The following is a 19573-nucleotide window of genomic DNA, read 5'->3' as shown; positions in this document are numbered from 1 at the left end:
GCTTCGGATGTCTTGACAAAGTCCATTTGGAATTCCTCTTAAATTTAATTTTTCGATGATAACGAAACGTTTTTGCGTACGGAATCGGATTCCAAGCGATTTCTGGCAAAAGCCAGAGCCTCTTCATGGGAAGAAATCTTCCCTTGCAACTGCCATTCAAATTCTTCCTTGATAAGCTCTCCAAAAAGGCGACCCGGACGCAGGCCCATTTGGATTAAATCCGCGCCTTTCAAAAGCGGTTCCGGCGGGTTCGTAAAGACATTCAGACTTTCGGCAGCGGTTTTGAATTTTTCCGCAAGCACGACACGCATTTCGCTTGCGAGAAGCGGTGTCGATTTCAAATACAGATACGCAAGGAACAATCCGTTCTGTTCCACGGAAGCGCGACGTAAAAATTCCGCGTCAAAGCTCTGTTCGTTCGCATGATCGAGCAAGCTCGGTACAAACCGATACAAAAGTGGAATCCGTTTGAGCAGATGAATTTCATTTGTAATCCGCGAAAGGAAGGCATTCACTTTTTGGACGTTCTCCGCTCCGGAAAGGAGTGCGGTAAAGGCGAGGACTTCTTGCGACGTGAGGTCCGGAACATTTGAAAGTTCACCGGAGACCCTGTCGAGAAAATTCCCCAAGTTCTCAAAAGAACCATTCAGCGGCCGGATTTCGGGGAAGAACCTGCCGAGATCCATTTCGAGGAACGCTTGAAGGCCGATGCTCGGTTTGCCGGGCTTGAGCAACCACTTTTTGAATTCTTCGAAAATGCGTTCCGAAGAAAGATCGGCAAGCGAGAGCGAACGGCAAAGCTCTGCGGTTTCCGGCGCAAGCCGCAACGAGAACCGGGACGCAAATTGAACGCCCCGCAAAACGCGAAGGGAATCTTCGGCAAAAGCCGCTGATACATGGCGTAAAATTCCCTTTTCCAAATCGCTCTTTCCGCCGTAAGGGTCGGAAAGTTCCAAATCCGGCAAGGAAAGCCCCATGGCATTGACTGTAAAATCGCGGCGGCGAGCGGCTTCCTTAAAAGTCAGGTGCAGATGCGTTTCGACGAGAAAGCCCCGATGGCCTTCCCCGATTTTACTTTCGGTACGCGGAAAGGAAAAATCCAGTTCAAGGCCGTGAGTCACGAGGTGCACTACGCCAAAAGCTTTACCGACTAGATTCGGGCGGCCAAACTTTTGGAGGACGCCGAGAAGAGTCTCCTGGTCGATGTCGTAAACTTCCACGTCAAAATCACGGGAAGAACGTTCGAGCATGGCGTCGCGGACAAAGCCTCCGACGAGGTAGCATTTACCGCCGACATCGCGGATGCCTTCGGCTATCTGCATTAAACGTTTCGGGATATCGGAACGGACCTTGTCGAGATTCATTTAACGACTTCCTCGGACGGGATGTTCGACGAGTCTGCGACCACAGAATCCTTTTTGGAATCCGCGTAAAGTTCATAGATGCTCTTTTTGAACTTGTTCGTAAGCGAATCGGACTTGGCGTATTCTTCCTGTTCCGCACGGCACTGTTCAAGTTCTTGGCGTGTCCATTCTCGCTGGTCCGGGGACATCGCCGTGTGATTCAAGCGGTATTCGATTTCAGCGCAGACAGGCTTTTGACGTTGCGAAGCACAGCCCGCGATCAAAAATGCCGAAAGCAAGACAAATCCCAAATTTTTCATAAAACCTCTGCGGAATCGATCAGTGCAAAATCAGCAGTTTTCCCTGCTTCTTTTTGGAGCCTTTCTTGATAAGGTAGTGGTAAACGCCCGGGGCGACGTAAACACCGCGGCGATCCTTTCCATCCCAAGTGACGCGTCCACCGTCCAATTCATCTCCGGCGAAGAACTTCACCAAGTGCGCACCTGAATTGTACACGGAAATGGTTGCATCTTCGGCGACGTTTTCAAACTTGATCTGCTGACCCCAGTTCAAATGGACCGGATTCGGGTAAACTTTGACTTCTGGGCCTTTCGATGTCATGTAAGCTTCTGTTTCTCGCAGGTCGCTGCGCGAGTATGCGGACATGCCGTTCTTGTGGACGAACCAGGCGATTCCCAACCGGGCGTCAATGGCGACGTCGTAAACGATGTCATTCATCAGGCCGTTGCGCGTTACAAACTTCGTCGCCTTCATGGTGTCTGGATTCGACGCGACCTTTTTGATCATATAAACGCCACTGCCAAGCGTTCCCACCCATAGACGATCGTTTGGATCCATCGCCAAAGATGTCAAACTCGCCTGTTCAAAGTTCGAAGTTTTATGTGGCGGCTGGACGGAATCCATTCCCACTTCCCAATAGGCGATCGTAGAATAGGTAATCGCCCACAGGCGACCAGCCTTATCCAAATCCATATCGATCAAGTATCTGTTGTCGGGAGTCGGCACCGTCATCTGTTCTACAATCTTCAGTTCCCCACCGGTCTGCGAAATCGGCGTAATCGTGAAAATATCCAAAAGACCGGATCCTTCTGTACCTTCCGTTCTGCCCGCCGAAGAATAAAGAATCCACTCGGTGCTGTCATCGGACCAGGAGGCGCGCAAAGGTCCTGCAAACTTGCCGCTACCTACCCCATTTGCACAGCTTACGCTGCCCGATTCGTCGATGTAAGCGATACCATACGCAGATTTTCCCCAGTAGCTGACAAGCCAACCGATGCTATCCGGCGAAGGGGTAATGCCCACCGGCACGATGAAATCCGTGAAGTATTCTTCGACGCAGGTATTTTCCGAAGGCGAAATTTCCACACCGCGATTCGTTCCATTGTCCGGATGCATGCGAAATCCAAAGCCCCAAATACCGACCAAGACATTCCCGTCCGCCAAGGTCGAAACATTCTTCAGCAAACGGTCATAGGCTTCCATTCCACCGTAAAAACCCAGATCGTTTGGCGCTTCTTGAGAAACCCAACCTCCGCCATCGCTCCAGCCGAATTCTCCATAGGTCGAGTAAACCGTCACACCGCCTTTACCGCCCACATAAGGCGTTGCCGCATACGGGGTCCTGAGCGGGAAATACGACCAAGCGGACACATTCGAAAGTTCCGCCCCATTATAGAACCAGACGGAATCCTTCCCCACCAAATAGGCGCCTTCTTCGCTTTCTAGAACCTGCTGCACCTTGGAACTGTCATTCTTCCAAAGATTGGCAAACTTGCCTGCCGAAAGCGTGTCCTTCAAAGCGACAATCGGAGAAAGCGTTTTGTCAAAGCTCACCGAAAGAGCGCCTTTGTTCCATGCGAGATGCCGAATTGTAACCTTCGCCGTATCTCCGCTATCATACGAACCGGCCAAAGTCCAGGAATCCGGATCGGCAAGTAAAATATCTTGCGCGAGAGCTTGCCAATTCACTTCACGCACATACACTTCCGAACCCAAGGCGACAAAAAGAGAATCCCCCTGGACAAGCATTGCCGAAGGAGAAAGCGCCTTCAAGGAAACGTCCCCAATGCGCGAAAGCGTCATCACGGACTTTCGGCTCACGTAATCGAAAAAGGAAATTTTATCGCGGAAACCGAGGACCAAAATCGAATCCGACGTGACTGCAAGCCCCTGCACAAGTTCTGTCCCGTTCGAAGCATAAGAACGGTTCACCGTAATGAATCTTCCGTTACCCTCATAAGTGGCGATTAGGCCCTTATCGGAAACGGTCAAAATTTCTCCGTTCGCCGCATGGACGACACCGTAGATAATCGATGATTCGAGACCGTCTTCCGACGAATAGACCTCGGAAAATCCATTCGAATAGATAAAACGGACGCCGCCATCGGTCGCAAGAATCAGCGTTCCATTCGCAACGGCTCCCGCGTAGAAATTTTCTGTACGGGAGAAATTATTCCAGCCATCTGCCGCGAAAGCGACAGACACGATAAAAAAGAGGAAAGAGCGGAGAATCAACTTCACTCTTTAATATTACCAAATTCTTTAAGACTTTTTTACCGAGTCCACGACATTTTCCCGCATTTTTCCGATCGATACACAGATCTTTTTGGCGACGGTGGAACGCTTGATCCCCGTCATTTCGGACAGTTCGTGTACAGAAAATCCTTTGAGATAGTGCAAATCGACCAGTGTTCCCATATTTGGCGAAATTCGGTCAAGAAGCGTGTTTACATCCTGCTCATCGAACAGTTGTTTTTGATTTGCCGCATTCCGGCTGACCTGATAGTGGTAAAAGCTTTCACAGACGCATTGTTCCCGCATTTTATGGCGAAATTCATCATTGCAGAGGTTTTCTGCAACTCGGTACAGCCATCGACCTGGATTTTGTAGATGACACACGTCTTCAAAGTGCGTATGCAAGCGGATGTATACATTTTGCAGAAGATCCTGAATCGGCACGTCGTCTCGTATTTTACGGGAACACAATTTGTAAATTTGGTTCCGATGGCGATTCCAAAAGTTCAATATATCTTGATTGCGAACTGGTCCCTGAATGGTGGCCATAATGCTCCGCTCCCTCAGCTTGAGCATCCAAAAACGACATTGCCAAAGATAACTATACAAAGGAGTCCTTTGTTTTGAAAACGATTGAAAAAAAAGTTTTAGCCACTTATAAGTTGCAGAGCATGCTTTGGGTCATTTTGTTCTTCTTTTGTTCGCAATCCTTTGCGGAAAGCTTTGACCTAGACGTCGGCAGTGTGAACCTGAACGGCATGGCTCCGCCGAAGATGGAAATTCTTTACCCGTCCGAAGCGACAAAGGTTGGAACCCAGGTGACCGTGCAAATCACGATTCCTGAAAAGTGGCACGTGAATGCGAACATTCCCGCGGATCCGTTTTTAAAACCTTCGACTTTGGACATTCAGGCGCGCGGCATAGAATTTGGCGAAGCGATTTGGCCGGAACCGATCAAGGAATACAGCGAAGCGCTGGATTTTGAGAATCTCGTTTTCAAGGGAACTTTTGAAGTGAAGATTCCAGTGAAAGCCATTGCCGCCGATTATGACACCAGCACGACCAACGTGGAATTCGGCTACCAGGCTTGCAGCCAGATCTGCCTTGCTCCGCAAACCGTACACGCTGCCTTGGAGCTCAAGCTCGAATCAAAGTTCGAAGAATCTTCAAAAAAAAACTCCCATGACTCCCTAGCTCTGCTTTTGGGACTCGCCTTTTTGGGCGGCCTGATTTTGAACTTGATGCCATGCGTTTTGCCGGTGCTTTTCTTAAAACTTTTTAGCCTTGTCCGCAACGCGGGCGAAACCCGGGCGCGCCTTTGGAAGCTGACCGTTTCTTTGGTCTTAGGAATTCTCACTTCGTTCTGGGTGCTCGCCGGAATTGTTTCTTTGATTAAAGCGGGCAGCGGAAATGCGGGCTGGGGTTTCCAGTTTCAAAATCCGGGTTTTGTCGCCTTTATGGTGGTGCTGCTTTCGGCATTTGCAATGAATTTGTTCGGATTTTTTGAAATCTTTTTGCCGGGAAGCGCTCTTACCAAGATGGACGCGGCGACGCGCAAGGAAGGACTTGCAGGCGCCTTCTTGAGTGGCGTTCTGATGGTGCTTTTGAGCACACCGTGTTCTGCTCCGTTCCTCGGGACCGCCATGGGGTTTGCCTTTACGCAGAGTGCGGCTATTCTTTTTGTGTTCTTTACGGTAGCGGCGCTCGGTCTTGCATTCCCGTATATTTTGGTCGCGATCTTCCCGAAGGTTTTGAAGGTTTTCCCGAAACCCGGAATCTGGATGGCGAAGTTCCAAAAGGTTCTCGGCATCTTTTTGCTCGGTACGGCGATTTGGCTCGTTTGGGTTGGCTTCCAGATGACCGGTGCAGAAGGCGCAGCCATCATTGCAACGTTTGGGCTCTGCGCCATGCTCCTTTCGGTGATCTTTGGAAAGTTCGCTCGCCCGAATAAACCTTTTATTCGCGAACCGGTTTTCCTTTTGGCGGTGACAGGCTTTTTGTTCTCGGCATGGTTCCTCGGCGGAAAGCCGGCAGTCCAAAGCGTGATTGAGGCAAAGTCTCGTGCCGCTGCCGAAAAGACTTTGGGTGAAGACGGCTGGTACAATTACTCCGAAGCGAACTGGAAGGTTCTCGCCCAAGAAGGGAGGCCGATTTTTATCGATGTGACCGCGGACTGGTGCTTAACCTGCAAAACAAACGAAGCGGTCGTGCTGTCGCGCGAAGATGTGAAGAAAGTTCTGTCGGACGCCAACGCGATTCTTGTACGCGCCGATTACACGCTCGAAAGCGCAGAAGTCACGAATCTCCTTCGCAACCTTGGAAAGAGTGGCGTCCCCGCCTATGCTGTTTACAATCCAAAATCACAAAAATGGAACGTTCTTTCCGAAATTTTGACGCTTGAGGACATTGAAGATGCGTTGAAGTAAACAGAAAGCGTGCATATTTTTTGGAATTAAAATAGATTTGATAGTATGAAAGTCGCTCTTCTTACCAATGAATTTCCTCCCGACATCTATGGCGGTGCCGGCATTCACGTTCAGTTCCTTTCCCGCGAACTTCGCGCTCATTGCGAAATCGAAGCCCGCGCTTTTGGCCAGCAGAACGATTTTGAAAAGAACCTGCACGCTCTGGGATTTGCGCCAAAGCTCGATTCGAAGCCGGTTGACCCGCGCATGTCCAAGATTTTGAACCCGCTCGACATTAACCTGCAGTGGGCCAGCAGTCTGAAAAACATTGACATTGTGCATTGCCACACATGGTACAGCCACTTTGGCGGTGTCGTTGCAAGCAAGCTTTTTGAATGCCCGCTCGTGCTCACGACCCACTCCCTTGAACCGCATCGTCCGTGGAAAGCGGAACAGCTCGGTAACGGTGGCTACCAGATGAGCACTTGGATCGAACGTTCTGCCTACCAGACAGCCGACGGCGTGATCGCCGTGTCCAAAGAAATGAAGCGCGACGTGATGGAACTCTACGGCGTTCCCGCAGACCGCGTTCAAGTGATTTACAACGGCATTGACCCGGATTTTTACAAGCCAACTTTTGAACCGGAAGTTCTCGACAAGTTCGGCATCGACAAGGACAAGCCTTTCATTCTCTTCGTCGGACGCATTACCCGTCAGAAGGGAATTTCGCAGTTGATCAGTGCAATCCCGCACATTCGAAAGGATGTTCAGGTCGTGCTTTGCGCAGGCGCCCCGGACACCCCGGAACTCGCCGCGGAATGTGAAAGCAAGATCAATGCTTTGAAGCAGACCCGTGATGGCATTTTCTGGATTCAAGAAATGATGAATCACAAGGAACTGCGCGTTCTTTACACGTATGCAACCGCATTCGTCACCCCGTCCCTTTACGAACCGTTCGGCATCATCAACTTGGAAGCGATGAGCTGCGGAACACCTGTCGTCGGAAGCGCCGTCGGAGGCATTCCGGAAATCATCGTGGACGGCAAAACAGGCTTCCTCGTTCCGCTCGAACCGACTTCGGCTACGAACTTTGAACCAAAGGATCCCGAAAAGTTCCAGTGCGCTCTCGCCGAAAAGCTGAACGTACTTCTCGACAATCCAGATTTGGCAAAGCAGTACGGCGAAGCGAGCAGGCAGCGCGCCATCGACGTGTTCAGCTGGAAGAGCATTGCCAAGCAGACCTTTAACTTTTACGAAACGGTCATTTCCCGTTACAAGGCAGAAGGTCCGAGAAAGTAAGCTTCTCTCTTTGAAAAAAAGAAAAGGAGTCGCGTTGCGGCTCCTTTTCTTTTTAGAATGAGGCTATAGGAGAACTTTTAGCGAAGCGCTCCCTGAAAGTAGAGCGTATTTCCATTCTGCGAAACACGTACAAGGTAATTTCCCGCCGGAAGCATACTGCCGTTCCAAGAAATACGGTTTGCACCCATAGAGCCTTCGAACTGCATCGAACGTACCTTTTGGCCCTTCGCCGAAAGGACCGTCAAATGAGCCGTTCCCGATTCCGAAAGTTCAAATGCGATTTCTCCACGGGAAAAGTCCGAAAGGTTCTGAATATTCCGAGGCGTTTCTTCAGCGGAGCTCAAACTTTTGGATGCGTAAACCTGGGCGTTTAACGTCGCAAGTTCTACGTCATCCAGGTGCACCATTTCCTCGTTCGCGGATTTGTTGAAAAGCGCCTGCGCGTTTTCCGTTTCCGACTGCACCACAAGCTTTTCACGTTCAAGATGAAGCGTCAAAATTTCACCATCCCGTTGCACAGAAAGTTCCAAAGATTCGCCCGGATTTCCACGGAGGACTTCCATGTCGTATTCCAAACTTTCCCCTTCGAGCGGAACACCATTCGCCGAAAGCAGAAAATCTCCGATGACGATGCCCGCCTTTTCTGCAGCGGAACCCTGTACAACGTGAGCGACTTCTGCGCCGGATTCAGAAGGATAAATGGCAAGACCGATTCCGCCGAACGATTCGGCGGCAATGCCGATCTGAGCCGAAGCAAGCAGGCCCAAAGCCCATAATTTTTTCATTCGAAAACCTCCGAAAGAACTGTTTGATTTTGAAGTAAAGAATCCAAAGATGACGTCGGGAGTTTCATGACGCCCTTTTGGAACGCGGCGACGTAAAGCGTGTCCTTTACCAGTACACCGTCTAAGATTTCCGCAACGCCCGGAATCGGCGGAAGAGCGTTCCAGCGATTTTCCTTGGGAGAGTAAATCGCCGAGCCTTCACCGAGAGCGATAAAGCGGTTTTGAAACGGAAGGATTCGGTACACGGAAGCAGGCGAACGGGAAAGAAGTTGCACGTCTTCATTTTGCAGAAGAAGCGAGCAGTCTACTTTGGGCGTCCACGTTTCCGCTTCAGAAAGTCCAAAGAACCCTTCGAGATTTGCATAGCCCACCAGCAATCCGTTTTCATTTTTCACAGCATCCCTTGCAAGCGTCGACGAGGCGTTCCACGTTCCGTTTTCGCAAACGAGCTGTGGAGCCGAAAGCGCTTTCCATTTTGTACACGAAGTATCGAATCGCACAATGCCGTTCCCATAGGTCATGGCGAAGAGGGAACCGTTCCATTCCACGGCACGCATAAAGGATTCTTCGGCGGGAAAACCTTCGTTGAAGATTTTCCAGGAACCGTCTGGCTGTTCAAAATAGATGGGATTGCGTTCGCCCATTTTTCCATGGGAAAGCGACAGCACTAAGCGACCTTGGAATTTTGCAATCCCATCGATACCGTATGCGGTATCGGAAATCGGGTACGCCTTGGAAACTTCGGGAAGCAGGAACTCCGTCCACGTTTCCGTCTGCGGATTGAACTTCCAAAGATGTGCTCCGCCGTGACTCCAGTACGTTCCGACAAAGAGCATTCCGCTGTCCGCAAACAAAACATTCGGCACATCGCCACCGGGAAGCTCAAGTTCTTTCCACAAAAGGCTCCCTACCTTTCCAATGAAAAGCTGGTAGCGCCTTTCTCCATCGAGAACGCGATCGTTCCTGGCAAAGAGATATTCGCCGACACTTGTAACGGATTCAATGCCCGTTCCAATCGCTGCTGCATCCGAAGCATCGACAGAAAGACCTGCCGAAGTCCAACCGAGAGCTTTCTTGGGAGTCAAATTTTCGGAAGATTTATCCTTGGACGAACACGCGCCGAGGAAAATCAACAGGGCGAACAGGAGCCATTTCATTATGCACCACCCAGGACTTTTTCGACGTCCGCCCAAACGATTCCGCCGATGGCAGCAGCCTTCTTGTACTGAATCTTCTTTTTGACGAGATTGCACTTGGAATCATCTAGGGCGCAGTAAAGGTCCAAGCCCTTACGCGGAGCGCCTTCGTGTTTAATCATCTTCAGGTGAAGATTGTAGTTGGAATTATCGACCGAGCCGTAGTCCAGAACGTCTCCGTGCGGAATAAAGTTGAACGGGGAAACATTCGGCATCTGCGAAAGAGAAATGGTATAAGTGCGCGGCTGCAAAAATTCTTTTTGGTATTTAGGGCCGAGCTTTTTCTTTTTATCCATAAACTGCTGGCTGTAAGAAGTCACAAGTAAATCGCTCGAACCGAGCCATTCTTCCATCAAATTGTTGTAGAAGTCGAGCCACTTTTGAACGCCTTCGAACTGGGAAAGCTTTAAGCCCTTAGACTTGTAAAGAAGCGTATTGATAAAGGTTGTGACCGAGAAGCAACTGCTCTTGGCGACGTCACTGCCTCTGCAGAATTCTGTACTGCCTTCCGCGAGCTGATTCATCATGTAATTGCGAATGCCTCGCATGTCCGAAGAGAACATCGGACGCATCTGAACCTTTTTGCCGTTCGGAAGCTTGGGATAGCCTTCTTTTGTCAAAGCCTGCACAAAGGAGGAATGCGTTGCAAGATGGCTTCCGTCCACGTGCCAAGCCCAAAGCGTATCGCGCAAAGGCTTCAAGAAGTCAATCTTTTTCGTTTCTCTCTTGGATAAAAGACCGCCCATCACACGGTAATTCGTTTGCAGTTTGAAATCGCCGACGTAACTACCCGTTAAACGGACGCTCACATCGGTTGCGGCACCGAGCATTCCCGTGAGAAAACTCGTCGGGAAAAGGCTTTCGCCGATGGCGCTCAACACCGGTCTATCTAAATTCAGCTGCTGAAGCATCATATTCGCCGCATTCTTGCTTGCGCCTTCCTGGAAGAACTTCTTGAGATCCTTATCCACCTTGGCGTAAAGAAGAGTCTGGTTCTTGTAATAGCTCTGCTTCGTTTTGCTTTCCATATTCTTCTGGTCTTGAACTTCCTTGATGAAAGCGGCTACTGCCGGATAAGACTTTTGGATTGTCTTGTAATCATCAGCCAGTTCCGAGCCAAAGTGCGGCGTATTCACCGTCACAACACGACGGATATGGTTCGCCGCATTCTTGTTGCCCACCGGGTAAAGCTTGGAATTTGCGCGCAAGCCTCGGAGCATTTCGCGGACGACAAGACCGCCTTGACTGTGCGCCACCAGGTCGACCTGATTCTTATCACTCTTCCACCAGTTCTTTCCGTAATGCTTTGCCAAAACATTTTCAAGATACTTGTAAAGCGCAAAAGAAATAGACTTTTTACTCTGATTGTTCTTCCACTGCGGCAGGACCTGCACCAGATTGCCGTTCTTCTTTTCGTAAGGTGCCGTGAAGAAGTACAAACCGTTCTTGTTGATTCCCTTTGCGCTCACGTCTAGATTCTGGTCTCGGGCGATGATATCCGGCAAAGATCCGTCATCATAGCCGGAAACGTTTCCGTTCAAATAATTCGCATCGCTCGGGTCCGTTTTCCCAATCGGTTGAGCGCCAAAAGCGATGAACGAAGAATTATGCCCCGGCACAAAAACGACAGGACGGGCGAGCTTCTTCGAACCGTTCTTTTTTTCGGGGAAGGCAACCTTTCTGCCGTTCCAGATTTTAAAGATTTCTTCGGTCGGAACACGATTCAAATCGCGGCAAGCCTTTTTCGGTAAGAACTTGCCCGTCGTCGCATTGTATTCCGAAAGGGGAACGTCTGTCCATTTGCTGCTCGACTTCCCCACCGTCGAAATTCCCCATTTAAAGTCTCCCTTATACGAAAGACCGTTTCCGCAATTGACCTTATATTCCGCGGCATAATGGCATTCGATGTAAGGCGAACCGTTTGGACGTGTTTTTTTATAATCCTTGTTAAAGCTGTACTTCAAATGGGTCAGCTGAAAAGCGTTCTTGTTGAACTTTCCATTGGAGCCGATATCCGTACAATAGGTATTCGGCGAAAAGCTCGCTTTAGGGTTTTGGATTTTACTTGCGGCCACAGGGCTTCCGGGATATGTCAAAGAATTTTTGCTATTCCCTTCTGCAAAATAGAGCAAGGTGCTGTCTGTCTTCGCAACTCCAAAAGCGACCGAAGACAAGACGATCAAAGGCAAAGCTTTGTTCAAAAGCTTCATGGATTTCTCCTCAGAAAATGTTTTTGAAAATCGGCGATAAGCCGTAAGAATTTTTTGATTTATAAAAAGGCGCTCTCCTCAAAGAAATTGCCGCGCCCGAGCTAAACCGTCTTGAATTATAAAAGAGAAAACCGCACCCGTCAAGGATGCGGCTTTTTTATTTTCAAAATCTTCAGCGATTAATCATTTTAATCATGACATATTTTGTCAAATATTTAGAAGATTTTAGACGACTCCCATAGAAACGCCCGGTCCCACAATCTGGCTGTGTCCGCTTCCAGACGGAATGATTTCGATATGATTCGAAACTTCTTCCTTCAAGCGGCCCACGTGAGAGATAACTCCGACAAGCTTATCGCTGCGCTCACCCAAATTGCGAAGCACTTCGATTGCCTTCTGCAGTTTATGTTCATCCAAAGAACCGAAACCTTCGTCGAGGAACAGCGTATCGATTCGAACGCGCTGGCTCGCAAGCGAAGACAGTCCCAAGGCGAGCGAAAGGCTCACCAAGAACGTTTCACCGCCCGACAGGTTCGCCGACGGACGCGACGTTCCACATTCCGCATCATACAGCGAAATGTTCAAGCCCGTTTCATCGGTTTCAATCTTGTAACGCGGATCCAAGCTGTGCAAATGTTTATTCGCCGCCGAAATCAACTTGCGAAGAGTCAGCTGCTGCACATATTCCACAAACTTCTTACCGTCTGCGCTACCGATCAAGGAATTCAGCGTACTCCAAACGTGTACCTTCTGATCCTGAGCTTCCTTTTCGACGATTACTTTTTGGAAGTTTTTCTTCGCCACATCGTTTTCCGTGTAAAGGCGCGTCTTCTTGCCCAATTCTTCGGTAAGGTCCGCAATTTCCTTTGCCAAGGTTTCGAGCTTATACGCCACAGTCTCCAAGGTCTGATGTCCCGTATCCAAGGAACGCAAGTGATCCAAGCGTTCTTCCGCCTGTTGCGATTTTCCTTGGCTCAAGGCGAGATCCGCGGTTACCTTTTCAATCTTTTGCGTAATCTGCAAGCGAAGCACTTCCGGAATCACAGCATTCTTCAGATCCTGTTCCGAACCGAAGCCGTGCTCACGCAGCTTTGCCTTGAGATCCGCATCCAAGGATTCCTTCTCGCGTTCGCGTTCCGTAATCTGCCTCGAAATCGTGTCGAGCTCAGAACGGACCGAGGCGAGATTTTTCGTGCAGCGTTCGCGCTTTTCGGTGAGTTCCACACGCAACTGGGCAACGGCATCGATCTTTTCCTGGCTTTCACGGCGGTCTTCTGCCACATCGCGAGATCCGAAAAGTTTTTGACGTTCCATCACGCGATCTTGGGTTTCCGCCTTTTTCTTGCTCAGGTCGTCTTCGAGAAGGCGCAAGTCCGCCTGTGCGGTTTCCACATTTTGCGCCAAGCTATTTTCGTTTGCTTCAAAAACGGCGATCTGTCTTTTGCAAGATTCGATATTCTTGACGCAGGCGCTCCACTGCGAAGCCCAGGTGCGAATCTTCGAAAGAACTATCTGAGGCACTTCGAGATCCGCTTCCGCAAAACCGAACGGGCGTAGTTTTTCCACGACCATCTGGAAAGATTCCAAAGAAGCCTTGTTCTTGTTCACGACGTCTTCTTCGCAATTCTTGATGACGTCGTCTGCGGCATGGAGCCTGTATTCCGCATCACTAAGCGCATTCTTCGCCTTTTCGTAACGGGATTGCAGACTGTTCAAGCGCCCTGCCGTCGCCGTCAAATCGCCCTTGGTAAATTCCGTTTTTTCATGTTCTGCGTGATACGGGCTACCGCACACCGGGCAAATGTCCCCGTCCAAAAGCGAAGCCTGCACAAACGACACAATTTTATTCATATCGTTCGACAAACAACGATCGCGTTCTTCGCTCACGTTCTTCAAATTCAAAAGCTGATTGCGCCAAATATTTTCCGCTTCATTGCGACGGGTCTTGGCGACTACCAAAGCATCTTTTGCCTTGAGAACTGCATTTTTCGAATCGGCCAAATGATTCAAACGGTCCGAAATCACCGCTTGTTCGCTTTCGAGCATTTTGTGCGTCGGGTGAGCCTTTTCGTAGTTTTCGTTTTCCGCAAGAGCCTTTTCGACTTCTGCACGGCTATTCTTCAGCTGAACGCTTTTCTGGCGAAGTTCTTCGAGGCGTGCCTTTTTGCCGCGGATTTCCGCAATCTTTTCGCTGCAGATCTGTTCCAAGCGAATAATGTCCGAATCCAACTTCGAAACCTTTTCGCGAAGTTCGCCTCGCACCTTATCTTCAGCACGCAAGCGGTCTTCTTCGCGAGTCTTCGCATCGAGTTCCGTCTGGACCTGACGCCTGTTCAGTTCGCATTCTGGAATCTTCTGCAACAGATTCTTTTTATCTGCAGTCTTTGCCGCATAATCCTTGCGGATCAGTTCGAGCTTTTCCAGTTCCGGAATCAAAAGCTGTGCTTCGTTTCCACGGGAAAGGCGTTTGCGATCCGGTTCCAGATTGCGATTTTCAAGCAAAAGCGCTTCTACGGCTTTGCGCAAGTCCTGACATTCCTTTTCCGCGGTCACGACTTCGCCGAGAATGCGTTTGAACTCTTCGTTCTTTTTGAGTTCCGCTTCCTTCGAAGCCTTGATCTTGTTCGAGTTTTCAATCCAAGCCTTCAAATCGCGTTCTTCATTTTCCGGGAGCAGTTGAATGCCGCTCAGCAGGTTCTGCAGTTCTTTCAAATGCGCATCTTCTGCCTTATTGCGTTCATAGACCGCTTTCGAAATTTTGCGGTAGATTTCCTGGCCGGAAAGTTTTTCGAGAATCGCCGCCTTTTCTTCACGCTTGCATTTGAGGAAACTGTCAAAGCCTCCCTGCGGAAGCATCACGGCGCGCATGAACTGGTCAAAGTTCAGTCCGACGACTTCTTCGATTTTCTTTTGGGCTTCGATCGATTTGGAATATTCATCTTTGGCGACAAAAGAACCTTTCTCTTCAAAAAGAATCTTGCGGTCCACGCCCTGAATTGCGCCATCGGCGCGATTACGGCTGCGGTGCACCTTCCAAACCGCCATGTATCGGCTGCCGGCAGATTCAAAAATCACTTCCGAAAAAGACTCCCCGGTTCCTGTCGTCATCACGAGTTCCGGGCCGACCGAAACACCGCCACGCTTGTCCGACACATTGTCCTGACGCGGCGTTTTACCGTAAAGCGCAAGCGAAATCGCATCCAGTACCGAAGATTTTCCCGAACCCGTCGGACCGGAAATAGCAAACAGATGATTGCGCAAAAAGGCAGGATCGTCAAAACGGATATTCCATTCCCCAGCGAGGGAATTCACATTTTTAAAATGGAGTGCGATAATTTTCATTAGTCCACCTGACCTTCCTGAACAGCCTTCAAAATTTCCTGGAATGCGAGTTCCACGCGCGCCTTCAATTCCGGATTCTGGGAAAGTCCCATTTCATCTTTTTCATTTTCCATGCGACGGGTAAAAACTTCTGTCGGCGAAAATTCCGAAAGGTCCTTTTCCTCTTCGATCGCCGTGTGCGAATTATCTACACGGGCAACATATTCCGCATGCACCAATTCAAGGCTCGTCTTTTTAAAGTCTTCCGCAAGATTTTGACGGAGGCTTCCCACGGTTCCCGCACCCGTAAACTGCACTCGAATCCAGGCGCCCGGAGTTTCTTTATCCTGACGCAAAACCTTTTCACGGATTTCCGAAAGGTCCGCGCCCGAAATCGTCACAAGTTTTCTTGGTAAAGAAAGTCCCATCGGGCGAATGACCGGAAGCTTTCCTTCTTCCAGATCCACCACAAGCACTTCACTCTGGGAACGGGCTTCGTCAAAGCCCATCGGAAGCGGAGATCCCGAATAGCGGATCCGATCTTCACCGGCCACCTTCTGCGAACGGTGAATGTGCCCAAGGGCAACATAGTCGAAGACCGGCGGGAAAATTTCCGAATTCACATTTTCCAGATTGCCGACGACCGTATATTCCGTATCGTCTGCATTTTCCGAAGGGGCAGCTCCGGCGGCATAAAGGTGCGCCATCGCCACGATCGGCAAATTCTTCCCGAGCTTTTCGCGCAGCTCCAGGGCGAGCTTTTGAAGTTTTTCGAAATGCGCCTTTGTTCCCGCACGCACGAACTGTTCATCCGTTTCGAACTTTTCACTGCCAAGGCTCGATTGCAAAGCGGCATCGCGCAGGAAAGGAGCCGCGCAAACGATGACCTGCGGAGCCTCTTCACTCGGTAGCGCAAAGACTTCGTTTACAAAATGCTTTTCCGCATCCGGGGTCGCCACGACCTTCACGTTCAAAAGTTCGAGCAGCTCACGGGTGGCATTGAGCGTTGCCGGCGAATCGTGATTGCCCGCGGTCACGACCACATTTTGGCAGCACGTTCCGTTCAGGCTTGTCAAAAAGGAGTAATAAAGTTCCAAAGCCGCATTGCTCGGGGAACCTGTATCGAAGATATCCCCCGAAACGAGCAACGCATCCACTTCGTTCAAAACGATGATTTTCTTTAATTCTGCAAGAAAAGACCGGTACTCCTCGATTCGCGAATGATCGTGCAAGGAATTGCCCAAATGCCAGTCTGATGTATGTAAAATGCGGTATCCTGTATGACTCATAATGCAAATTTAGTTCGGTTTTTTTGTCAAAAATGACAAATTCCGAAAAAAGCGACTTTTGTCACACCTTAAAAATAAGAACGTTCTCAATTTTAGACTTTTTATTTATATTAAGAACGTGGAAAAATTGACCGACATCTTTCAATATACGCATTTTCGCAAGTATCTCGCGGAATATCAAGGCGCAAGGGCTCTTGTAGAGCCTTCTTTTAGCCGTACCGAAATCTGCGCAAGGCTCGGGCTTCCCAAAACCCGAAGCTACTTCGCCGATGTCCTCCGCGGCAAAAAGGTTTCCCCGCGCATGGTCCAAAAGTTCATCGAAGTTTTGGAACTCAACCGCAAAGAAGCGAAATACTTTGAATCCATGGTCAAGCTCGACCAGGCAAAATCGGATGCGGTCCGCAAGGACGCCATGGAAGAACTCTTGAAGATCAATCCGCACCCGCAGATGCTCTTGAATTCCGACGCGTATGAATATTACGCCAAGTGGTATCACAGCGCCCTCTTCGCTATTTTAGACGTGATGGACGTTTCCGACGACCTTTCCTCGGTCGCAAAGCGTATATTCCCCAAGGTCACGATCGGCAAGCTGAACGAATCCATCGCACTGCTTTCTCGACTCGGCCTTATCCGTAAAAACGATGACGGTTTTTGGAAGCCGACCAAGGATTCCATTTCGAGCGGCCCGTACAACAACGACGAACTGATTCGCGAATACCAGCTCCAATGTTTTGAACTTTCGAAAGAAGCCTTGCTCACCCCGAGCAAGAATCCGCACGTGATGAACACCCTCGTCTTTAGCCTTTCGAAGAACGCTTACAAAAAGCTCGAAGCGGAGCTCCAGGCATTCAAGGCCAAGGCGCACCAGATTGTCGCCGAAGATCAGGAAAAAGCGGACGGCGTTTACCACATGAATATTCACCTGTTCTCGAATCTCGACGCGGAGGCCAAGCCATGACACTTTGGAAAAAATATTCCATGCTCGCTGGCGGAGCCTTGATCCTTGCAGCCTGCAGCAGCTCCGATCACGCGGGCGTCATCAGCACGACGGAATCCGGCAAAACGCTTGCTGGAACAGTCGTCACGCACGCAGGCGACGCCGTCGCCCACACGTCCGTCTATGTTGTCGCAAGCGATTATACCGCCCACGCAGACAGCATACTCTACTCGACCGTCTCCGATGAAAACGGCAACTATCAGATTTTGCTTTGCAATCTTGCCGATGGCGAATACACCGTTCTTTTTGAAAATGCGGAATCGAACCTCGTTTCCAAGGAAGAACTTGAAATTGAAAGCGACACGAAAACCGTGGAAAATAACACGCTCACCTTGAACACGGAACTTTCGACCGCATCCGAAATCGCCATAGACATCGAAGCGTACAAAATCTCGGCAGGCAACACGCTCTGCCTGAACGGAACGCTCAGCTGCACCGTCATTACCGACACGGACATTTCGAACGGCATCGCTGTTTTGACGGCCATTCCGGAAGCCGACTACAGCTACTTCACGGTTTACAGCTCGCAGAAAATATCCACTCACTACGTTGACATGGAAATCGACGAAGGCGAAGCCTATACGGTTTCTGGCAAAGCAACAAAAGCGCAGCTGATTTTGAGCCGCACCCTCCCGGATTCGTTACAGTCCAAAATCCAGACGGATGTGGATTCCGCCACATTCCCGATTTGGATTTCGAACAAAGTAGCGTCCCCGCTCCTGGTGGACGACAACGGTTTTGTGTTGCCGACCGAAAAGGTTTACAGCACCGCGGATTCGACCCTTTACTGGAGCGTTTTCCCGACCGTCGATTTGAGCGCATCGACCAGCCAAAAGCTTTACATTTTCAATTCCGAAATCCAGCCCGTATTTTCTTCGCAGGTGCGCTACAGCATGCACTGGGATTCTTTAAGCGCCGAAGGCGTTTGGGCGGGGGCAAAAGCTTATGCCGCGGGCGATAAACCGGATACAGTAAAGGCGTTCCCTGTCATCGTAGACGGCAATTTCGCCGTTTCATTCTGGACAAAAATCGAGAAGTCCGCATTCGAAAGCGATTCGAGCATTGCGCTCTTCACCGCCCTAGAAGATTCGCTCGGAATTGTCATTCGACAGAACGGTTCGAGCAAGAACCTGGGCGTGGAACTCTTTGTGGATTCGGATACGCTCGTCATTTCCGACACGACCGTTTACGGCTCTTCCAAGATTGCCGACGGCAACTGGCATCATTACGCTGTTTCCATCAACGGCCATCACATCACCATTCTCAAAGACGGCAAAGTCATTCGGAACACGGACTTTGAACTTTCGAAAGGTTTTGGAAACGTGCAGAGCTTTACCCTTGGCGACAGCCGATTCGAAGGCATCCTGGACGAATTCAAGATCCTCGGTGGAACGCTGGATTCGAATTCTCTCCGTCTGATTTACGAGCTGGAACGCGCCGATCAAATTCCGTGGACAGAAGTCGACGGGTGAATCATGCCATCCCCAAACTTTTCGACTCACACAAATCTTCGTAAAACAGAATTCTTGACGCGAGGAAAATAATCAACCACTCCGACGATTTTATCACAATGCCGCAACTGGTTGATATATCGTGCTAGGTATATTGCCCCTTTTCGGGGCTGGTGACGCAGGAGACGCATGCACCATCACCTTGCTGTTGAAAGTGCTGTCGTTCTTGATTTTCGCGGGGATTTTGGCGTCTTTAATGCTCTGTGGCGGGCAAAAAGATTTAAAACTTGCATTTTAAACCATTTTATTATATATTTAGTTTGAAATGCAAGAAACAAACGAAAAGAAACTGGAAAAAATGCTGAACGCGAACAGCGGCTATATCACGCGAAAACAAGTTGACAACCACAAGATTCCTTCGTGGTTCTTGACTGACTTCGTGCGAAAGCAGGGCCTTGTCAAGGTAGACAAGGGATTCTACGCCCAGGAGCAATGGATCCGGGACGATTACCTTGTTTTTCAATACAAGTATCCCAGATTCATCTTTTCATACGTTTCAGCACTATTCTTGCATGGGCTAACGGACCAGCTCCCAGATTATTTCGAAGTGACCGGCCCCAAGAACTATCGACCTTTTTCTCCGAAGCCTTCCGTCACCATACATACGGATTCCCACGACGAATCCTACAGACTTGGGGTTTGCAAAATCAAGACTTCGCTTGGGCATCTGGTGGAATGCTAC

14 protein-coding genes are annotated in these 19573 nt (G+C 49.7%); 5 read left to right on the top strand and 9 right to left on the bottom strand.

Features of this window, described 5'->3' with window-relative positions; all coding sequences use genetic code 11:
* Positions 1–44: 44 nt before the first annotated feature.
* The 4 genes from MR847_RS03970 to MR847_RS03955 are packed head-to-tail and all read right to left on the bottom strand — an operon-like array spanning position 45 to position 4427.
* On the bottom strand, positions 45–1364 hold the full coding sequence (locus MR847_RS03970) for a CCA tRNA nucleotidyltransferase (protein WP_287723004.1): 1320 nt from the start codon (positions 1362–1364) through the stop codon (positions 45–47).
* A complete protein-coding gene (locus tag MR847_RS03965; protein WP_146139490.1) occupies positions 1361–1663 on the bottom strand; it encodes a hypothetical protein in 303 nt (100 codons plus the stop codon). The genes MR847_RS03970 and MR847_RS03965 overlap by 4 nt, the downstream gene beginning before the upstream one ends.
* A gap of 19 nt (positions 1664–1682) precedes the next feature.
* On the bottom strand, positions 1683–3884 hold the full coding sequence (locus MR847_RS03960) for a hypothetical protein (RefSeq protein ID WP_287723003.1): 2202 nt from the start codon (positions 3882–3884) through the stop codon (positions 1683–1685).
* Between the two features lie 21 nt (positions 3885–3905).
* A complete protein-coding gene (locus tag MR847_RS03955; RefSeq protein ID WP_157797866.1) occupies positions 3906–4427 on the bottom strand; it encodes an RNA polymerase sigma factor in 522 nt (173 codons plus the stop codon).
* A gap of 122 nt (positions 4428–4549) precedes the next feature.
* On the opposite strand from MR847_RS03955, the gene MR847_RS03950 reads away from it, so the two are divergent.
* Complete coding sequence (locus MR847_RS03950; protein ID WP_287723002.1) at positions 4550–6304, top strand: protein-disulfide reductase DsbD family protein; 1755 nt, start codon at positions 4550–4552, stop codon at positions 6302–6304.
* 45 nt (positions 6305–6349) lie between these two features.
* Entirely contained in the window at positions 6350–7582 is a 1233-nt protein-coding gene (glgA, locus tag MR847_RS03945) for a glycogen synthase (RefSeq protein WP_106519739.1), read from the top strand.
* Positions 7583–7659: 77 nt separating this feature from the next.
* On the opposite strand, the gene MR847_RS03940 is transcribed toward glgA, so the two are convergent.
* The 5 genes from MR847_RS03940 to MR847_RS03920 all read right to left on the bottom strand — a co-directional run bounded on the left by MR847_RS03940 (position 7660) and on the right by MR847_RS03920 (position 16383).
* A complete protein-coding gene (locus MR847_RS03940) occupies positions 7660–8367 on the bottom strand; it encodes a PDZ domain-containing protein (RefSeq protein WP_287723001.1) in 708 nt (235 codons plus the stop codon).
* Complete coding sequence (locus MR847_RS03935) at positions 8364–9524, bottom strand: NHL repeat-containing protein (protein WP_287723000.1); 1161 nt, start codon at positions 9522–9524, stop codon at positions 8364–8366. Before MR847_RS03935 ends, MR847_RS03940 begins: the two co-directional genes overlap by 4 nt.
* On the bottom strand, positions 9524–11773 hold the full coding sequence (locus MR847_RS03930; protein WP_287722999.1) for an alpha/beta hydrolase: 2250 nt from the start codon (positions 11771–11773) through the stop codon (positions 9524–9526). The genes MR847_RS03935 and MR847_RS03930 overlap by 1 nt, the downstream gene beginning before the upstream one ends.
* 225 nt (positions 11774–11998) lie before the next feature.
* Positions 11999–15115, bottom strand: coding sequence for an SbcC/MukB-like Walker B domain-containing protein (locus MR847_RS03925; RefSeq protein ID WP_287722998.1), 3117 nt, complete (start codon positions 15113–15115; stop codon positions 11999–12001).
* Complete coding sequence (locus MR847_RS03920; RefSeq protein WP_287722997.1) at positions 15115–16383, bottom strand: exonuclease SbcCD subunit D C-terminal domain-containing protein; 1269 nt, start codon at positions 16381–16383, stop codon at positions 15115–15117. The genes MR847_RS03925 and MR847_RS03920 overlap by 1 nt, the downstream gene beginning before the upstream one ends.
* A gap of 118 nt (positions 16384–16501) precedes the next feature.
* Between MR847_RS03920 and MR847_RS03915 the strand changes: the two genes are divergently transcribed.
* The 3 genes from MR847_RS03915 to MR847_RS03905 form a co-directional block, all read left to right on the top strand.
* On the top strand, positions 16502–17341 hold the full coding sequence (locus MR847_RS03915; protein WP_100426755.1) for a TIGR02147 family protein: 840 nt from the start codon (positions 16502–16504) through the stop codon (positions 17339–17341).
* Positions 17338–18852 (top strand): LamG-like jellyroll fold domain-containing protein, encoded by a 1515-nt coding sequence (locus MR847_RS03910; protein WP_287722996.1) that lies wholly within the window; start codon positions 17338–17340, stop codon positions 18850–18852. The genes MR847_RS03915 and MR847_RS03910 overlap by 4 nt, the downstream gene beginning before the upstream one ends.
* A gap of 337 nt (positions 18853–19189) precedes the next feature.
* Positions 19190–19573, top strand: a 384-nt coding sequence (locus tag MR847_RS03905; protein WP_287722995.1) for a type IV toxin-antitoxin system AbiEi family antitoxin domain-containing protein, incomplete at its 3' end; no start/stop codon positions are given.

Origin of the sequence: Hallerella sp. (assembly GCF_022776125.1) — a bacterium.
GTDB classification, from domain to species: Bacteria; Fibrobacterota; Fibrobacteria; order Fibrobacterales; family Fibrobacteraceae; genus Hallerella; species Hallerella succinigenes.
Note: the sequence above shows the minus strand (reverse complement) of the source record. Positions and strands in the feature narration are given on the sequence as shown.